Origin of the sequence: Streptomyces sp. BBFR51, assembly GCF_044591655.1 — a bacterium.
Lineage (GTDB): Bacteria > Actinomycetota > Actinomycetes > Streptomycetales > Streptomycetaceae > Streptomyces.
The window spans coordinates 6,920,781-6,937,383 of the sequence record NZ_CP172448.1 but is presented as its reverse complement, the minus strand read 5'-3'; the positions used below and the strand labels follow the sequence as shown (position 1 = coordinate 6,937,383).

Here is a 16,603-nt window from a genome sequence, read left to right as displayed (position 1 = left end):
GCCCGAGCGCCTCGTCAGACGGTGCGTTCGGGGATCGTGGGGAGAACCTTCTCGGCGATGTCGAGGAGGACGCTGTCGTCCGGGAGGGCTCCGGAGGTGCTCCACACGGTGATGTCGTAGTAGCCGCCCCGGTCTTTCCCGTCGAGGGCCACGGACAGGGTTCTGGCCAGGGGGCCCTGCTCGACCGGTCCGCCGGATCCGCCGGATCCGAGATTGATCTCGATCTTCATGGTGTGGTCCGAGGAGAGGACCGCGGGCCGGCCGAGGACCGTGAGCGTCCTGACGTCCGTCTCCTGCCCGAACTTCATCAGTTTCACGTACTGGGCGATCGACAGTTCGTTGTAGGTGACCGAGACGTTCACGGTGTAGGTGTCGAACTGGACCTCGGCCTCCGGCTGGGCGACCTTCCCGTCGGTCAGGGGGGCGGTGCCGCTGGAGCCGGACGCCACGGTCGCCTTCTCCGCGGGCGTTCCGAGGAGTTGGGCCAGGTCGGACCGGTTGAGCGCCTTGCACAGCTCGTCGCCGGTCACGGCCCGGGTCGTCTTCTTGTAGGCGCCCGGCAGTTCCTCGGCCTCCCCGCTCGAACACGAGGCGGCCTGCGGCGCGCTGACGTCGTCGGAGGGCAGGAACCGCGGGCCGAACCACACCGCGGCCCCGAGTGCCGCGAACACGGCCACGGCCGCGACGGCCTGGCCCCACGCGTTGGGTTCCTTCTCCGGAGCGGCCGGGGTGGGCCGCTGCACCGCCGGAGGCAGCGGCTGCGGTTGGACAGCGGCGTCGGACACCGTGCCGTCCGCGGTGGCCGCCGGGCTCGGGGTCCGGCGGGCGCGCAGGGCACGGACCACCGTGTGGACGCGCACCGCGGTGAACACCAGGAACAGCACGCCGATCCCGGCCGCCAGCCATTCGCCGTCGCGGAGGGCGAGATACATGATGCGTACGCCGAAAACGGAGCCGACCACGATGAGCAGGGGCTCACGGACCCAGAAGGGCAGGAGACGGACGAGGAAACCGAGCACCCGGCGATCTCACCAGGACAAGATCGCGCTCGCTGTGGTGGAAGCCACAGTTCCGGCTCGGTGCTCAACCGTGATGAACGGGGTCCTGGCGTTGCGCTTCTGACTGGCATGTCAGTCAGGACTTCAATAGGGGCCTGCATCAGTGGCTTCTTCATGAAGCAGTGTTGAGTTTTTCGCAACACGCCCCTAGGGTCGTGGCCCGTGGAAACCGACGACGTACTCGACGGCGCACCGACCGTCGACACCGCAGCCCGCGTCCGCGAGGTCATCGCGGCCGCGGGCGTCAGCCAGCGCGAGTTCGCGCGCCGGGTCGTCATGGATCCGTCCAAGCTCTCGCGTTCGCTGAGCGGCACCCGCCGTTTCACGGCCGCGGAGCTGGCGCGGATCGCCGACGAGGGCCGGGTGGACGTGGGCCGGCTGCTCGGCACCCGCCCGCGCGAGAAGGCCGCGGCGCCGGCCGCCGGCGTGGAGGGCGGGCGACCGCTGCAGATCGTCCGCGAGACGGTCCGGCTGATCGCCGAGCACGGCTTCCACGCGGTGCGGGTCGCCGACATCGCCCGCGCCTGCGCCACCAGCAGCGCCGCGATCCACTACCACTTCCCGGGCCGCGCCGAGCTCCTGGAGGCGGCCGTGCGCTGGTGCATGGACGAGGACACCGCGCGCCGTGCCGCCCGTCTCGCCGAGGCGGACGACGCGGCCGCCGAGCTGCGCCAGCTCATCGCGCTGCAGACGCCGCGCACCGCGCAGCAGCGCCGGCAGTGGGCGGTGTGGCTCGACCTGTGGGCCGAGGCCGCGCGCTCCACGACGGTGGGCCGGCTGCACTCCGAGTACTACCGGCAGTGGCGGGAGACCGTCGCCGACGTCCTACGCCGAGGCGTCGGACAGGGCGTGTTCCGCGCGGGGATCGATCCGCGGGCGGCGGCACTGACGCTGACCGCGCTGATCGACGGCCTGGCGACACACGTCCTCTCGGTGGACGGGCCCGCGTCCGCCGCTGCCGCGGACGCGATGCACGCGGCACTCACCAACCACGTCACTCACACGATCCTGGCTCCGTAGCCCCACGCCACGGAGGCCGGAACGGCAAGATTTCGGGAGGCCCCCACATGCCCATGACCGAGAACGTCATCATCACCTGCGCGCTCACCGGCGCCGGCGACACCGTACGCAAGAGTCCCCACGTGCCCGTCACCCCGGAGCAGATAGCCGCCAACGCCGTGGAGGCGGCCGCCGCCGGAGCGGCCGTCGTCCACATCCACGTACGCGATCCGGAGACCGGCGACCCGTCCCGCGACCCGAAGCTGTACCGGGAGGTCGTCGAACGCGTCAAGGAGACCGGCACCGACGTCGTCATCAACCTCACCGCCGGCATGGGCGGCGACCTGGTCATCGACCCGGACGACCCGCTCACCCACCTCCCCGGCACCGACCTCGTCGGCGGTCTCGATCGACTTCCGCACGTCGAGGACCTGCTTCCCGACATCTGCACGCTGGACTGCGGCTCGCTCAACTTCGGCGACGGCTCGAACCTCTACGTCTCGACGCCCGACATGCTGCGTGCCGGCGCGCGACGCATCCAGGAGCTGGGCGTGCGGCCCGAACTGGAGATCTTCGACACGGGTCAGCTCTGGTTCGCCAAGCAGCTGCTCGCGGAGGGCCTGCTCGACGACCCGACCGTGTTCCAGCTGTGCATGGGCATCCCGTGGGGCGCGCCGGCGGACCCCGGAGTGCTCCAGTCGATGGTCAACATGCTTCCCGACGGCGCGCGTTGGGCGAGCTTCGCGCTCGGCCGGATGCAGATGCCGTGGGTCGCGCAGTCGATCCTGCTCGGCGGCCACGTCCGCGTGGGCCTGGAGGACAACCTGTACCTCGGCAAGGGCAACAAGGCGACCAACGCCCAGCTCGTCGAGCGGGCCGTGACCCTCACCGAGTCGATCGGCGCACGCGTCGCGACCCCGGACGAGGCCCGCGCCACCCTCGGCCTCAAGCCGCGCAAGTAGTCCAACGCGACCACGAAGGATCCCTCTCATGACCTCACCGGAGAACGTCCGCCGCGTCGCCTGCGTAGGTGCCGGAGTCATCGGCGGCGGCTGGGTCGCCCACTTCCTGGCGCGCGGCTACGACGTGACCGCCTGGGACCCGGCGCCCGACGCCGGAGAGAAGCTGCGCCGCCTGGTCGACGCGGCGTGGCCGACGCTCACCTCGCTCGGCCTGGCCGACGGCGCGTCGACCGACCGGCTCACCGTGACCGACACCCTCGAACAGGCCGTGGCCGACGCCGAGTTCGTCCAGGAGAGCGCGCCCGAGAAGCTCGGCCTCAAGCGAGAGCTGCTGGCCCGCCTGGACGCGGCGACACCGCCCGGCGTCGTCATCGCCTCCTCCACCTCCGGCTACCCGATGACCGACATGCAGTCGACGGCCGCGGACCCGTCGCGCCTGGTCGTCGGCCACCCGTTCAACCCGCCCTATCTCATCCCGCTCGTCGAGGTGGTCGGCGGCGAGCGCACCGACGCCGCGGCGGTCGCCTGGGCCTCCCGCTTCTACGAGGTCGCGGGCAAGTCGGTCATCACGATGGACAACGAGGTACCGGGGTTCATCGCGAACCGCCTCCAGGAGGCCCTGTGGCGCGAGGCGCTGCACATGGTCGCGAGCGGCGAGGCGACGGTCCGTGACATCGACCTGTCGATCACCGAGGGTCCCGGGCTGCGCTGGGCGGTGATGGGGCCGATGCTGACCTTCGCGCTCGCGGGCGGCGAGGGCGGCATGGCCCACATGCTGGACCACTTCGGGCCGTCCCTGAAGTCGCCGTGGACACGCCTCGAAGCGCCGGAGCTGGACAAGGAGTTGTACGACGCCGTGGTGACGGGCTGCGACGAGGCGGCGGACGGCCGCTCCCTCGCCGACCTGGTGGCCGAACGCGACCGGGGTGTCGTCGAAGTACTGCGCGCCACCGGCCGCCTGGGCCGCGAGGAGGACGCCCGATGACGAGGCTCCCCCTGTTCCACGGCACGGTCCGCCCGGAGTGGATCGACTACAACGGCCACATGAGCGAGGCCTTCTACGTCCTCGTCTTCGGCCACGCCACGGACGCGCTGATGATCGAGACGGGCCTGGACTCCGGCTACCGCGAGTCCACGGGCTGCTCCCTCTACACGGTCGAGTCCCACGTCCGCTTTCTCCAGGACGTGCCCGAGGCGGCCCATCTGGCCATCCGTACGCGCGTGTTGGGCGCGGCGGCGCGCAAGGCGCGCTTCGTGCACGAGATGTACGTGGTGTCCGAGCCGGAGTCGGAGCCGGCGCCCGGCGCGGCCCCGGTGGCGACGACGGAGCTGCTCGCGGTCCACGTCGACCAACGGGCGGGCCGGGCCACCGAGTTCCCGGCGGCGGTCCTGCGCGGCTTCACGGAGCTGACCGAGCCGGCTCCCGACTGGGCGGGCCGTTCCATCGCCGCCGTGGCCTGACGCGGGGAAGGTAACGTCCCTTGCCGCAGAAGATCACCGACGGGCACGGAGGAGTTCGACATGACCGGCACGGCCACCCGATACCTCTATCTCGTCCGGCACGGCGAGGCGGCGCCGGACGAGGGCGGACTGGCCGAGGGCGGGCGGCGGCAGGCCACGTTGCTCGGCCGGCGCCTGCGGGGCGTCCCCTTCGCGGCCGTCCACCACGGTCCACTGGCCCGGGCGGAGCAGACCGCACGCCTGATCGGCGACCAGCTGGAGAACGTCCCGCTGCACGTCTCGGAGGCCGCCGGTGACTACGTGCCCCACATGCCGGAAAGAGCGGAGCTACCGGCCGACTCGGCGGACTTCTTCCTCCGCTTCCTCGATGGTGCCACCGAGGAGGAGCGGACGCGGGGACCGGAGTTGGCCCGCCGGGCGCTGGAGCTGTTCACCGGGCCGGTGGACGGCGAAGAGGACCGGCACGAACTGGTCGTGACCCACAACTTCCTGGTCGCCTGGCTCGTCCGGGACGCCATGCACGCGCCGAAGTGGCGTTGGCTCGGCCTCAACTACTGCAACGCGGCGCTCACGGTCATCAGGTACGCGCCCGGCCGACCGGCTTCCGTCCTCCTCTCCAACGACATGCGCCATCTGCCGGCCGAGTTGCGCTGGACGGGCTTTCCCCCCGAGGCGAGGTCCTGGGCCTAGGCGTGGGGTCGACGGCGGAGCACCCGGGCCCCGGCGAGGTGGGGTCAGCCCGCACCGCCGTCGAGCAGCCAGTGGTAGCGCAGGCGCAGCGCCCGCTCCGTGCTGGCGATCAGTGTGGCGAGCCCGACCGCGGTGTTGCCCCAGGCCGGCAGGTCGACGGGCGAAGTGAAGCTCCCGACGTGCTGGGCGATGTCTTCCGGCCGGGTGAGCTGTTCGGCGAGCTGTGAGGCGAGGACGAGCAGGGCCACGAGGAGGACGACCGACGAGAGGGAACCGATCGTGCGGCTCAGTACGGGGTGCCTGCGGTCGAAGTGGGCGCGGCGCCCCTCGGCCGAGTCGCGGTCCGGGACGAGTTGGTGCTCGGTTCCGTCGTCGGTGACGTAGTGGCAGCGCTTGAGCCCGAACGCGCTCATCCTCACCTCGACGGTGCCGCCCGGGACCGGGAAGAAGGCGGGGAGCCTGGACTCGGCGTGGTGCCTGCCGTCGAGGTACAGATGGGCTCTGACGTTGCCGGACGAATTGTTCTGCCAATGCCTGACGTCGACGGCGTAGACCGCCTGCCGGCCGTCGTCGGCCGTCAGCCGAAGATAGAACAGGGCGCGGATGAACAACTGCCACAGGCGGAAGCGCTTCAGCGCTCGCCCGTCACCGGGCACGACCCGCTTCAGCGCACGCCGGCGCCGCGACTCCTTGAACATGCCTCCCACTTCCTCCGGGTTGTCCGGGCTCGTGAACGAGTCTGTGGGTGCGGCGCGGCGGGCACATCGTCCCAGCGGCCCGGCACGTCCTCGACCGCGGGCGAGGCACGGATTCGACTTTGGTCTATGGCGTATCAGCCGTTGGTCTGACCCACCGGCCGCCCGGCTTCGCGATACTGGCCGGGTGAACATGGACGTCTCGCCACGGCTCGGGTGGTGGCAGCAGCTCTGGCGGTCGGCGGCGGCCGTGGGTGTGGGCGTACCGGCGTGGTTCCTCACCGGTGTCGTTCTGGCGCGGGAACAGAAGGGCGGGACCGACGCCTGGTTCCTCGTCGGGGACCCGCTGGTGGCTCTCGGCTGTCTCGCGGTGCTGCTGTGGAGGCGGCGGTTCCCGCTCGCGGTCGCCATGGCGGTCACCGTCGCCTCGACCGTGTCGGCGCTGGCCACCGGCGCCGCGCTCATGGCGCTGGGCTCGATCTCCACCCGTCGCCGCCCGGTGGAGATCGGTGTCGTGGTGGTGACGTACGTGGCCGCGTCGCACTTCGCCGTCACGTTCTACTCGGTCGCGAGCCCGCCCGACTCCTGGTGGATCCGGCTGGCGTTCCCGGCACTGACCGCGGGCATCGCGGTGGCGGTGGGCATGGCCGTCGGTGCGCGGCGGGTCGAAGTGCGGTCCCTGCGCGAGCGGGCGGAGAGCGCGGAGCGGGAACAGAGCGCACGGGCCGCACAGGCGCGGGCCCTGGAGCGCAACCGGATCGCCCGTGAGATGCACGACGTGCTCGCGCACCGGATCTCCCTGGTCGCCATGCAGGCCGGGGTGCTCGACCATCGCGGCGACCTCAGGGCCGAGGAGAACCGTGTGCTGGTCCGCGGCATCGCCGAGGGCTCGCACCAGGCCCTGGAAGACCTGCGCGACGTCCTGGGCGTGCTCCGGGCTGACCCGGGCCGCCCGGAACCGCCGCAGCCCTCGCTCGACGGAATTCCCGACCTGGTGGCCGACGCCCGCGCGTCGGGGCTGGACGTCACGCTCACCACGACCGTGACGGGAACACCGCCCGACCTCGTCGGACGGACCTGCTACCGGGTCGTCCAGGAAGGGCTGACCAACGCGGCCAAACACGCCCCGGGTGCCCACGTGCACATCAGCCTCGGGGGGACGGTGGGCGGCCGGCTCGACGTCGGCGTCCACAACTCCTCGGCCACCACACGGACCGCACCACCACCGGGATCCGGGTTCGGGCTGCTCGGCCTCACCGAACGGGTCGATCTCGCCGGCGGGGAACTCGAGCATCGCCCCACGGCCCACGACGGGTACCTCCTCACCGCACAACTGCCCTGGCGCAGCCCCACCCACGAAAAGAGAACCTGAGTGGACAGCGAGCGGGAGCCGGTGCGGGTCGTCGTCGTCGACGACGAACAGCTGGTGCGCATGGCGCTGCGGCTCGTCATCGACGGCGAACCGGACCTGACCGTCGTGGGAGAGGCGGCCGACGGGAACGCGGCGGTCGCCGTGGTGGACGAGCAGCGGCCCGACGTGGTGCTGATGGACGTACGGATGCCCGGCCGGGACGGTCTCAGCGCGACCCGGGAACTGTTGGGGCGGGCGGCACCGCCACGGGTGCTGATCCTGACCACGTTCGACTCCGACGATCTCGTGCTCGACGCACTGCGCACCGGAGCACTCGGGTTCGTCCTCAAGGACACCCAGCCCGCGCGGCTGCTCGACGCGGTACGGACCGTCGCGGACGGCAATCCCGTGCTGTCACCGGCGGCCACGGCCCGGGTGATCGCGGCAGCCACCGGGCCGCAGTCCGCCCACGCCCGCGACGCGTCGCGCGAAGCCGCACGCGAACAGCTGTCCGCCCTGACCGAACGAGAACTCCAGACGGCTCGGGCCGTCGCCGACGGACTGGGCAACCCGGAGATCGCCCGGCGGCTGAACATCGGCGTGGCGACCGTCAAGGCTCACACGGGCAGTCTGTTCGCCAAGCTGGCGGTCGACAACCGGGTGCAGATCGCGCTCCTGGTCCGCGACGCCGAGGAATGACCTACGGCGGTGGCGCGCGGCCGGTCAGACGTCGCCGGGGCCGCCCAGGCCCGTGAGCGCGCCGACCGGGTCGAGGTCGGGCGTGCCGCGCGGCCACCAGTCCTCGCGGCCGGGCTCCGACTCGTAGGCGTACCAGAGGCCTGCCCGGCCGAGCCTGAGCTGGACGTGGCCCCGGGGGTGGGTGAGGCGGTTGTGCCAGGGGCGGAAGGCGGGCAGGTCGGCGGCGAGCAGCAGGGGGCGGGCGCGGTCGAAACGGCCGGCGGGCGGATCCCAGGGCTCCTCGAGGACGTCGAGGCCGTCCGGTCCGCCCTGTCGCCAGGCGGCCACGGCGCGGGCCAGCTCCGCGGTGTCGCGGCCGGCGGCCGAGGCGAGGGACGCGTAGAGCGCGCGAGTGCCGGCGGTGAGGCCCGAGCCGGGGCGCGCCGCGGCCAGGCGGACGGCGTCCTGCCACAACGTCAGCCCGCCGACCGGGTCGCGGCCCGTGGTGAGCAGGGCGTGGGCGCGGCCGGCCGCGTCGGTGGCCAGCTGGTCCAGCGCGAAGGGGTCGGGACCGCCCGGCGCGGCCGGGTAGGCGGGCGGCTGCTCGGGATGCGGGGGCGCGGGCAGCGGCGCCGGGAGGGGCGGCAGGGTGCGCCGGGTCAGGGCCTCGTCCGCCCGTACGCCGGGCAGGGACGCCGGTCCCCGGTCCTGGGCGGCACGGGCCGCGCGGGCCGCGTTCAGCCGGGACAGGGCGTCGAGCAGCTCGCGTTCGCCCCGGCCGCGCAGCAGGAGCAGGACGAAGGGGTCGGCGTCGAGCAGGCGGGCCGACTGGTAGCAGAGGGCGGCGGCGTGCTTGCAGGGGTGCCCGGAGTCGGGGCAGCTGCAATGCGGGGTGAGGTCGCCGACGCCGGGGAGCAGCGGGACGCCGCGGTCGGCCAGGTCGGCCAGGGAGTGGGGCAGCTCCTTGTCGAGGAGGGCGGCGATGTGCCCGGGCCGTTCGACGGCGGCGTCCAGGAACCGCTCCCAGTCGGCGTCGTCGAGCGTCCGCAGCCGCACCTGCACGCGGTACGGCCGGGCGCGGCTGCCCTGTACGTAGGCGAGGACCAGGCCGGGCGTCACGGTGATGGCGTCGACGTGCCCCCGCTCGGCATACCCGCGTCCGCGCTCCAGCCGCGCGGCGTCCAGGGCGCCCTCCTCCAGGGCGGTCACCCACGCGTTCCCCCACCAGGTCCCGGCGAAGCCCTCTCCCGGCGGCCTGGGCGGGAGGGCGGGGAAGGTGCGGCGGTGCTCGCCGTCGCGGCCCGGGGCCGCCATCGAACGCGGGGTACGAGAGTTCGCGGGGGGCGGGGAGTCGGCCGCCCGGCCCTGCGTCACCGGACGCGGGGCCGGGCGGTCCGAAGCCGCCGAGGGCTCGTACGACGAAGTGGGCGGGCGCGACGGCTCGACGGCGGCGGATGCCGGGGCTTCACCGCCCGCCGTGTCCGCGGCGGGAGGGGACGCGGGAGGAGACGCGGGAGCAGACGCGGGAGCAGACGCGGGAGCAGACGCGGGAGCAGACGCGGGAGCAGACGCGGGAGCAGACGCGGGAGCAGACGCGGGAGCAGACGCGGGAGGAGACGCGGGAGGAGACGCGGGAGGAGACGCGGGAGGAGACGCGGGAGGAGACGCGGTGGCGGGGTCCGAGTCGGGCGTCGGGTGTGGCTCCCAGTGGGCGACCACTGGGCTCTCGGGTGAGGATCCACCGGCCGCCTCTGCCCGGGGCAGGGCCTCTCCGGCGGGGTCCGCCTCCGGGGGCAGGCGGAAGGCGTCGGCGACGAAGTCCCGTACGGCGCGGGCCCGGGCGTCGGCGGTGCCCGAAGCCTCGGCCCCCCGCGGACGAACGGCCGGGCGGGTCATCCGCCGTGTGCTCGCCGCGCCCTTGGCCGCGGAGTCCGCCTTCGCCCGGCGGCGAGCCGCCCGCAACGCCTCACGCGCCACGTCCGCCGGACTACCGTCGTCCCCGCCCACGGAGCCGGGGCGGTCCGCGGGGCTCGCAGCGGCGGCGGGAGAGGTCGCTCCGGAGGCGCCCGAGTCGCCGGGGCCCTGGTCACCGGGAGGGGACCCGGGGTCGACGGCAGGGCCCGCCGCAGCGTCGGGGTGGTCCGCCTCGGTGGCCGATGCGGTGCTGTTGGGGACGGCCGCCCCGGCGGACTCGGTCAGCGCTCGGGGCCGGTCCGCTTCCCCTCCCGGGTCGGCCGATGCTCCCGGGCCCGCCGGAGTTGCGCCTTCCCCGTTCGCGCTGCCGGCGCCGCCGTCCGGCCCCGTGTGCCGGGCGGTCCGCGCGCTGCGCAGCGCCGCGCGTGCGATGTCCCCGGGGCGCGGCGCGGCGGGCTCCTCCGGCCTGCGTCCCAGGTCCTGCTCCCGGGCCGGCCCCGACCCCTCGCCCTCCTCCTGGCCCTGCTCCCGCGCCGACCCGCGGTCCGAGGCGGCGTCCGTGCCCGTGTGCGTGTCCGAGGCGGCGTCCGTGTCCGAGGCAGCCTCGACGGCGGCGCGGCCCGGCATCGTCTCGCCGCGCCTGAGCGCCTCCCGCAGGGCGCGGCGGGCCTCGTCGGCGGGGCGGGAGGTCATGACGGCCTCCGCAGGGACACGAGGTCGGACAGCTCGCGGGACGTCAGCTCGGTGAGGGCCGACTCCCCGGAGCCGAGGATCGCGTCGGCCAGGGCCCGCTTCGACTGGAGCATCTCGGCGATGCGGTCCTCGACCGTGCCCTCGGTGATGAGCCGGTGGACCTGGACCGGCTGGGTCTGGCCGATGCGGTAGGCGCGGTCGGTGGCCTGTTCCTCCACAGCCGGGTTCCACCAGCGGTCGAAGTGCACGACGTGGCCGGCGCGGGTCAGGTTCAGGCCGGTGCCGGCGGCCTTCAGGGACAGGACGAGCACGGGGGTCGCCCCGCTCTGGAAGCGGTCCACCATGCGCTCGCGCTCCGGCACCGGCGTACCGCCGTGCAGCAGGTCGACCGGGATCGCGCGGGCGGACAGGTGGGCGGTGATGAGGCGGGCCATGCCGACGTACTGCGTGAAGACGAGCGCCGAGCCGTCCTCCGCGAGCAGCGTGTCCAACAGCTCGTCCAGCAGGGCGAGTTTGCCCGAGCGGGCGGTCATCCGGTCGGCGCCGCCCGGCGGGTGCTCCTCCTTCAGGAACAGCGCCGGGTGGTCGCAGATCTGCTTGAGCGAGGTGAGGAGCTTGAGGACGAGGCCCCGGCGGCCCATGCCCTCGGCCGACTCGATGGCGAGCATCGACTCGCGCACCACCGCCTCGTACAGCGCGGCCTGTTCGCGGGTGAGCGGGACGGGGCGGTCCGTCTCGGTCTTCGGCGGCAGTTCGGGGACGATGCCCGGGTCGGACTTCCTGCGGCGCAGCAGGAAGGGGCGGATCAGCCGGGCGAGGCGCTCCACCGCCTCGTCGTCCTCGCCGTTCTCCACCGCGCGGGCGTGCCGGGCGCGGAAGGACTTCAGGGGGCCGAGCAGCCCGGGGGTCGTCCAGTCGAGCAGGGCCCACAGCTCGGAGAGGTTGTTCTCCACGGGGGTGCCGGTCAGTGCCACGCGCGCCGGGGACGCAATCGTGCGCAGGGCCTTCGCGGTCGCCGAGTAGGGGTTCTTCACGTGCTGGGCCTCGTCCGCGACGACCATGCCCCAGGGCTGTTCGGCCAGTGTCGTGGCGGCGGATCGCATCGTGCCGTACGTGGTGAGGACGAAGCCGCCGGTCAGGTCGTCGAGGGTGCGGTCGGGGCCGTGGAAGCGGCGGACCGGGACGCCGGGCGCGAACCGGTTGATCTCCCGCTGCCAGTTGCCCAGCAGCGAGGCCGGGCAGACGACCAGGGTCGGTTCGGTGCGGGCCCGCTTGAGGTGCAGGGCGATGACGGTGACCGTCTTGCCGAGGCCCATGTCGTCGGCGAGGCAGCCGCCGAGGCCGAGCGAGGTCATGAGGTCGAGCCAGGCCAGGCCGCGCAGCTGGTAGTCGCGCAGGGTGGCGTGCAGGCCGGGCGGCGGTTCGGCGGGGCTCACCCCCGCCGTGAGCCGGTCGCGCAGGGCGGCCAGCGCGCCGACCGGCACCACGTCGACCGTCTCGCCGTCGGCCTCCGCGCTGCCGGTGAGGGCGACGGAGAGGGCGTCGACCGGGTCGAGCAGGCCCAGGTCGCGCTTGCGGGCCCGGCGGACGAGCGCGGGATCGACCAGCACCCACTGGTCGCGCAGCCGGACGACGGGGCGGTGGGCCTCCGCCAGGGTGTCCATCTCGGCCTCGGTGAGCGGGTCCCCGCCGATCGCCAGCTGCCAGCGGAACTGGAGGAGGTCCTCGCTCTCGAAGAAGCCCGTGCCGTCGGTCGCCGAACCGGGCGCGGTCCTGACCACCGCGGTCGCGGTGATGTCGTGGGCCAGGTCGCGGGGCCAGTGCACGGCGACTCCGGCCGCGGCGAGCCGGCCGGCGGCCACGCCCAGCAGGTCGGTGACCTCCTCCTCGGACAGGCCGAGGACGTCTGGCACGTCCTGCTCGGTGAGCCGGTCCAGAGGCGGCCAGACCCGCGCCGCGCGCCGCACCGCCAGCGCGGCGTCCACGCGCGCGCGGGCACCGAAGGCCGCGTCGGCGAGCCCCGACCACAGGTCCGCCGCGTCGGCCACGAGGGTGGGGTCGGCGAGGCTGTGCACCTGGACGATCGCCGCGCCCGCGTTGCGCACGCCCGCGCCCCCTCCGGCCGGGGCGTCGTCCCCGTCGAACAGGTCGTACGCCGACAGGTCCAGGCGGAGCGAGACGCGCACGCCCGCGTCCATGCCGGCGGCGACCTCCGCCGCCCAGTCGTGGGCGTCGGGCAGGCGCTGGGCGCCGCGTGCGGCGAACGGCCGGCCCGAGGCGTGCGGCGCGGCAGGGGTGCGGGGCAGGGTGTCGGCGACGGCGTCCAGGAAGGCGCGGACCAGTGCTTCCGGCTCGGGCAGCCGGATCGGGCCGGGCCCGTCCAGCGGGACCGCGTGGCCCTCCGGGGGCAGGGCGGCGGCCACGGCCCGCAGGTGTGCGATGTCGTCGGGGTCGAGGGGACCGGCGCGCCAGGCGTCGTGCCCGGTCGCGGTCAGGCCGGGCAGCAGTCGGCCGCGCGCGGTGAGCCGCAGGGCGTGCAGGGCCGCCGCGCCCCAGCAGGCGGTGGCCGGGTGGGCGGCCGGGTCGTGCCGGGCGCGCACCAGGAGCGGCAGCGCCTCGCCCAGCGGAAGCGACAGCGCGGGCGCCGTCCTGCGCCGCACCCCGGCGCCGTGCCGCCGCACGACGGTCAGTTCCGCCGATCCGGCGGGCCGCGCTCCGTCCCCGGCGGCCGCTCCGCCGACGCCCTCGGCCTGGGCGTCAGCTTCCACTTCCACTTCCACTTCGGCTACGGCTTCGGCTTCGGCTTCGGCTTCGTACGCGGAGAGCGCGCCGGTGACGGGCCCGCCGTCGGGGTCCCAGAAGGCGACCCGTCCCTCGCGCGGGAGCGGGGCGGGCAGGAAGACGGCCGCGAGCCGGACGGGGACGGACGCCGTCCGCCCCTCGGGCCGCCCCGCTTCCCCCGGCTCCACTGGCTCCCCCGCTCGTCCGGGGGCCGTCATGTCCGTCACGGCCATGTCGCCCATACGTCCTGTCACCTCCCGCCCGTCAGCCCGATCAGATGTCTTCGACTCTACGGGCGGGGTCTGACAACCGGCTCCGGCGGCCTGCCGCCAGGTCCTGGGGGGAAGCTCTAGGGAACGGTGTGCGAGACGACGTACACCATCGGGTAGTCCGGGTCGTCCATGTTCACGACGACGTCCTGGGTCGGTGCCGGGTTCTCCTGCTCGTTGACGACGCCCCACCAGGAACCGGACCCGCCGAACTCCCAGCCGGTGACCCGCTGGGCACGGTCGCTGATCGCGATCTTGTCCTTCTTCAGCGCGTCCCGGTCCACGCCCAGCCCGGCCAGGAAGACGTCGAGGCCGGCGCCGGTGGTCTCGAACTGGACGTAGAGGCGGCTGGTCTTCCAGTTGTTCGTCTCGTAGTAGGCGATCTCTTCGGACGGGACCGGGACGGGCACCTCGTAGATGCGGCGCTGAAGCTTGGACGGCCAGCCCTCGGTCATGCCGGTCGCCGCGTACTTCGCCTCCTTGTCCCTGCCGCTGTCGCGGCTCTGGCTGGCGGAGATCGCGAGGTAGCCGGCGGGGACGCCGATGAGCAGCACGATGATGAGCAGCGTGAGCGTACGGCGGCGGATCATGTGCCGGCGGCCCTCCGCCGGGGAGCCGGGAGCCTGCGGCGGTCCGGCCTGGTGGGGCAGGGTTTGCGTCACAGCGACTCCCCGGACGTGCGGCGGGCCTCGGCGTACCGCTCGTAACGCTCGTAGCGCTCCACCCGGCGCCGCTTGGCCCGGCGGAACCGGCGGGCCACCAGCCGGGACAGGTCGGCGGCGCCCACCATGCCGGCCTCGGGACCGAGCTGGGCGCGGACGATGCGGGCCTCGGGGCGGTAGCCGCGGCCGGTGAGCTGGCGCTTGAAGGCGTCGCGCGCGGGGCCGATCAGCAGGTCGTCGGCGGCGCTGACCCCGCCGCCGATCACGAAGCAGGACGGGTCGAGGGCGGCGGCGAGGTTCGCGATGCCGACGCCGAGCCACTGCCCGATGTCCTGGAGCAGCTCGATGCACATGGCGTCGCCGTCGCGGGCCAGCTCGGTGATCATCGGGCCGGTGATGTCGCCGATGCTGCCCTTGACGTGCTCGATGATCCCGTACGCCACCGGCGAGTCGGCGGCGGCCAGCTCGCGGGCCTCCCTGACCAGGGCGTTCCCGGAGCTGTACTGCTCCCAGCAGCCGCGGTTGCCGCACGGGCAGCGGTGGCCGCCGGGGACGACCTGCATGTGCCCGAACTCGCCGGCGACGCCGTACTTGCCGCGCTTGACCTGGCCGTCCTCCAGGATCGCGCCGCCGATGCCGGTACCGAGCGTGATCATGACCAGGTGGTCCTCGCCGCGGCCGGCGCCGAAGCGCCACTCGGCCCAGGCGGCGGTGTTGGCGTCGTTGTCCACCAGGACGGGGACCGCGAGGCGGCCGGCGATGCGGTCGCGCAGTGGTTCGTTGCGCCAGGACAGGTGGGGGGCGAACAGCACGCGATTGCGGTCGGCGTCGACCCAGCCGGCCGCGCCGATGCCCACCGCGTGCACGTCGTGCCGGTCGGAGAGGTCCAGGACCAGTTCGACGATCGTGTCCTCGACGACCTTCGGGCTCTTGGACTTGTCCGGGGTCTCCGTGCGGAGCTTCTCCAGGATGTTGCCGTCGGCGTCGACGACACCCGCCATGACTTTCGTGCCGCCGATGTCGATGCCGACCGTGGGCACGCGGGGTGCCGTGAGGTGCGAGCGGCGTTCCCTCGTACCCACGGTGCGCAGGACCGGGGCGCGGCGGGATCCGATGGGGGCGGTGAAGTCGCGGTAGGTGCTCATCGGGTGCGATTGTGCCGCACGGCTGTGCCGGGTGCCGAATGGGACAGGGGGTGGGATGCGCGGTTCGTTGCCGGGTTCGGGTGCGTTGTGGCTGGTCGCGCCGTTCCCCGCGCCCCCAACTGGCTCTGCCAAGAGCTGCTGATCATGAGAGTCTCGGCCTGTGCGGGATCCTAGGCTGGACCGGGAGCGGGCGGTGATCGACTCCTCACACGTGCGGGCCGCCCGACGGGGCCCGAATGCGGGCCCGGCCCGGTCGGCCGCGCACGGCCGGGCAGCAAGCACCACCCTCGTCGTCGTCGGACAGGGCATCCCGCTCGCGGTGTCGCTGACCGGCAAAAACCGCGGGCGACGGCACCCAGCTCGAGCCGCCGCTCGACAAGATCCCGCCGTCGCGGGCCAGGTCGGCAGACCCCGCCGGCGCCCCGACGCACTGCCGGCCGACCGCGGCTGCGACCACGACAAGTACCGCTGCCTGCTCTGGCAGCGAGGGATCCGCCCCGTGCTCGCGAAACGGGGCGAGCCACACGGCACACCTCTGGCCGCGGAGGTCATACAGCGTGTGCGGCGTCTTCGCCCGGCGAGGACGGCGGCGCGTTCGCAGGGTCAACCGGAGGCGGCACCGGTCCCAGGGCGTTCGTCGCGCCCAACGTCCCACAGCCGGGTCCTGTCGGCCCGCCACCGTTCCCAGAGTGCCTTCCGGCCCTGGCCCGGGGACTCCAGAACGTCGATCTCCGCAGCGGTGAGCGGGATCAGCACCACCACATGCAGCGCTCCGTACGCCGTCCCGGAACCTACAGGGCCGCCCGGCCAAACGGCGCCGTCGAAGACCGAAAGCGCTTCGCCGACCATGGGATCGATGTCGAAGAGCAGGCCGTGGATGCCTGTGTCCGGCAACATCGGGCGGTCCCGCTGGATCCACTCCCCGAACGTGACGTTCGCACCCGATGCGATGAACCAGCGCGCCGCGACCCTCGCGAGATGGTGCGCCTCCCGCTCCTGACTCGTCTGCAGGGTGCAGACGAACTCAACCGGCTCGATGACACTGGGCTGGAAGGGAACCCCCAAGGTCAGGGCCGAGACCAGACCAGCACGGTCGTCACGATGCAAGCCCACACCGAAGTTGTCGTCTCCGACGGGAGGCACACAGGCATACCCCCGCCCCAGATACCGCTGCGCGTGCGCCTGGAGAGCCGTGTAGTAGGGGCCACTGAGCGAATCGATCATGCCCGGCATGATCGCAGGCTG

General features: G+C 73.6%; 14 protein-coding genes. 7 read left to right on the top strand and 7 right to left on the bottom strand.

All coding sequences use genetic code 11. The features are described 5' to 3' along the window. Nucleotides 1-14 precede the first annotated feature (14 nt). Nucleotides 15-1,019 carry a DUF6215 domain-containing protein gene (locus ACGH7X_RS31675; RefSeq protein WP_399891576.1) on the bottom strand — a complete coding sequence of 335 codons (1,005 nt, stop codon included), beginning with the start codon at nt 1,017-1,019 and terminating at the stop codon, nt 15-17. 201 nt (nt 1,020-1,220) lie between these two features. Here ACGH7X_RS31675 and ACGH7X_RS31670 point away from each other — a divergent pair, with 201 nt between their 5' ends. From ACGH7X_RS31670 to ACGH7X_RS31650, 5 genes are read left to right on the top strand one after another with little or no spacing between them, the layout of a single operon-like run. Continuing rightward, nucleotides 1,221-2,078, top strand: coding sequence for a TetR family transcriptional regulator C-terminal domain-containing protein (locus ACGH7X_RS31670; RefSeq protein ID WP_399891573.1), 858 nt, complete (start codon nt 1,221-1,223; stop codon nt 2,076-2,078). Nucleotides 2,079-2,125: 47 nt separating this feature from the next. Continuing rightward, nucleotides 2,126-3,019: a 3-keto-5-aminohexanoate cleavage protein gene (locus ACGH7X_RS31665; RefSeq protein ID WP_399891570.1), complete on the top strand. Its 894-nt coding sequence runs from the start codon at nt 2,126-2,128 to the stop codon at nt 3,017-3,019. 28 nt (nt 3,020-3,047) lie between these two features. Continuing rightward, nucleotides 3,048-4,004, top strand: coding sequence for a 3-hydroxyacyl-CoA dehydrogenase NAD-binding domain-containing protein (locus ACGH7X_RS31660; RefSeq protein ID WP_399891567.1), 957 nt, complete (start codon nt 3,048-3,050; stop codon nt 4,002-4,004). Then, entirely contained in the window at nt 4,001-4,480 is a 480-nt protein-coding gene (locus tag ACGH7X_RS31655; protein WP_399891564.1) for a thioesterase family protein, read from the top strand. Before ACGH7X_RS31660 ends, ACGH7X_RS31655 begins: the two co-directional genes overlap by 4 nt. 60 nt (nt 4,481-4,540) lie before the next feature. Continuing rightward, nucleotides 4,541-5,170 carry a histidine phosphatase family protein gene (locus tag ACGH7X_RS31650; protein ID WP_399891561.1) on the top strand — a complete coding sequence of 210 codons (630 nt, stop codon included), beginning with the start codon at nt 4,541-4,543 and terminating at the stop codon, nt 5,168-5,170. Nucleotides 5,171-5,214: 44 nt separating this feature from the next. Here ACGH7X_RS31650 and ACGH7X_RS31645 read toward each other — a convergent pair whose 3' ends face one another. Then, entirely contained in the window at nt 5,215-5,868 is a 654-nt protein-coding gene (locus ACGH7X_RS31645) for a hypothetical protein (protein ID WP_399891558.1), read from the bottom strand. Between the two features lie 190 nt (nt 5,869-6,058). Between ACGH7X_RS31645 and ACGH7X_RS31640 the strand changes: the two genes are divergently transcribed. Next, nucleotides 6,059-7,237 carry a sensor histidine kinase gene (locus tag ACGH7X_RS31640; protein ID WP_399897463.1) on the top strand — a complete coding sequence of 393 codons (1,179 nt, stop codon included), beginning with the start codon at nt 6,059-6,061 and terminating at the stop codon, nt 7,235-7,237. Then, nucleotides 7,238-7,915 (top strand): response regulator, encoded by a 678-nt coding sequence (locus ACGH7X_RS31635; protein ID WP_399891555.1) that lies wholly within the window; start codon nt 7,238-7,240, stop codon nt 7,913-7,915. A gap of 24 nt (nt 7,916-7,939) precedes the next feature. Here ACGH7X_RS31635 and ACGH7X_RS31630 read toward each other — a convergent pair whose 3' ends face one another. The 5 genes from ACGH7X_RS31630 to ACGH7X_RS31610 form a co-directional block, all read right to left on the bottom strand. Continuing rightward, the gene (locus ACGH7X_RS31630; RefSeq protein ID WP_399897460.1) at nt 7,940-9,790 is read right to left on the bottom strand and encodes an SWIM zinc finger family protein; all 1,851 of its coding nucleotides are present in this window, start codon (nt 9,788-9,790) and stop codon (nt 7,940-7,942) included. A gap of 707 nt (nt 9,791-10,497) precedes the next feature. Continuing rightward, nucleotides 10,498-13,524, bottom strand: a complete 3,027-nt coding sequence (locus ACGH7X_RS31625; protein WP_399891552.1) for an SNF2-related protein — start codon at nt 13,522-13,524, stop codon at nt 10,498-10,500. A gap of 107 nt (nt 13,525-13,631) precedes the next feature. Further along, nucleotides 13,632-14,213 carry a sugar kinase gene (locus ACGH7X_RS31620; protein WP_399891550.1) on the bottom strand — a complete coding sequence of 194 codons (582 nt, stop codon included), beginning with the start codon at nt 14,211-14,213 and terminating at the stop codon, nt 13,632-13,634. Then, nucleotides 14,210-15,358, bottom strand: coding sequence for an ROK family glucokinase (locus ACGH7X_RS31615; protein WP_399891547.1), 1,149 nt, complete (start codon nt 15,356-15,358; stop codon nt 14,210-14,212). The genes ACGH7X_RS31620 and ACGH7X_RS31615 overlap by 4 nt, the downstream gene beginning before the upstream one ends. Nucleotides 15,359-15,961: 603 nt before the next feature. Continuing rightward, on the bottom strand, nt 15,962-16,591 hold the full coding sequence (locus ACGH7X_RS31610) for a suppressor of fused domain protein (protein ID WP_399891544.1): 630 nt from the start codon (nt 16,589-16,591) through the stop codon (nt 15,962-15,964). Between the last annotated feature and the right edge of the window lie 12 nt (nt 16,592-16,603).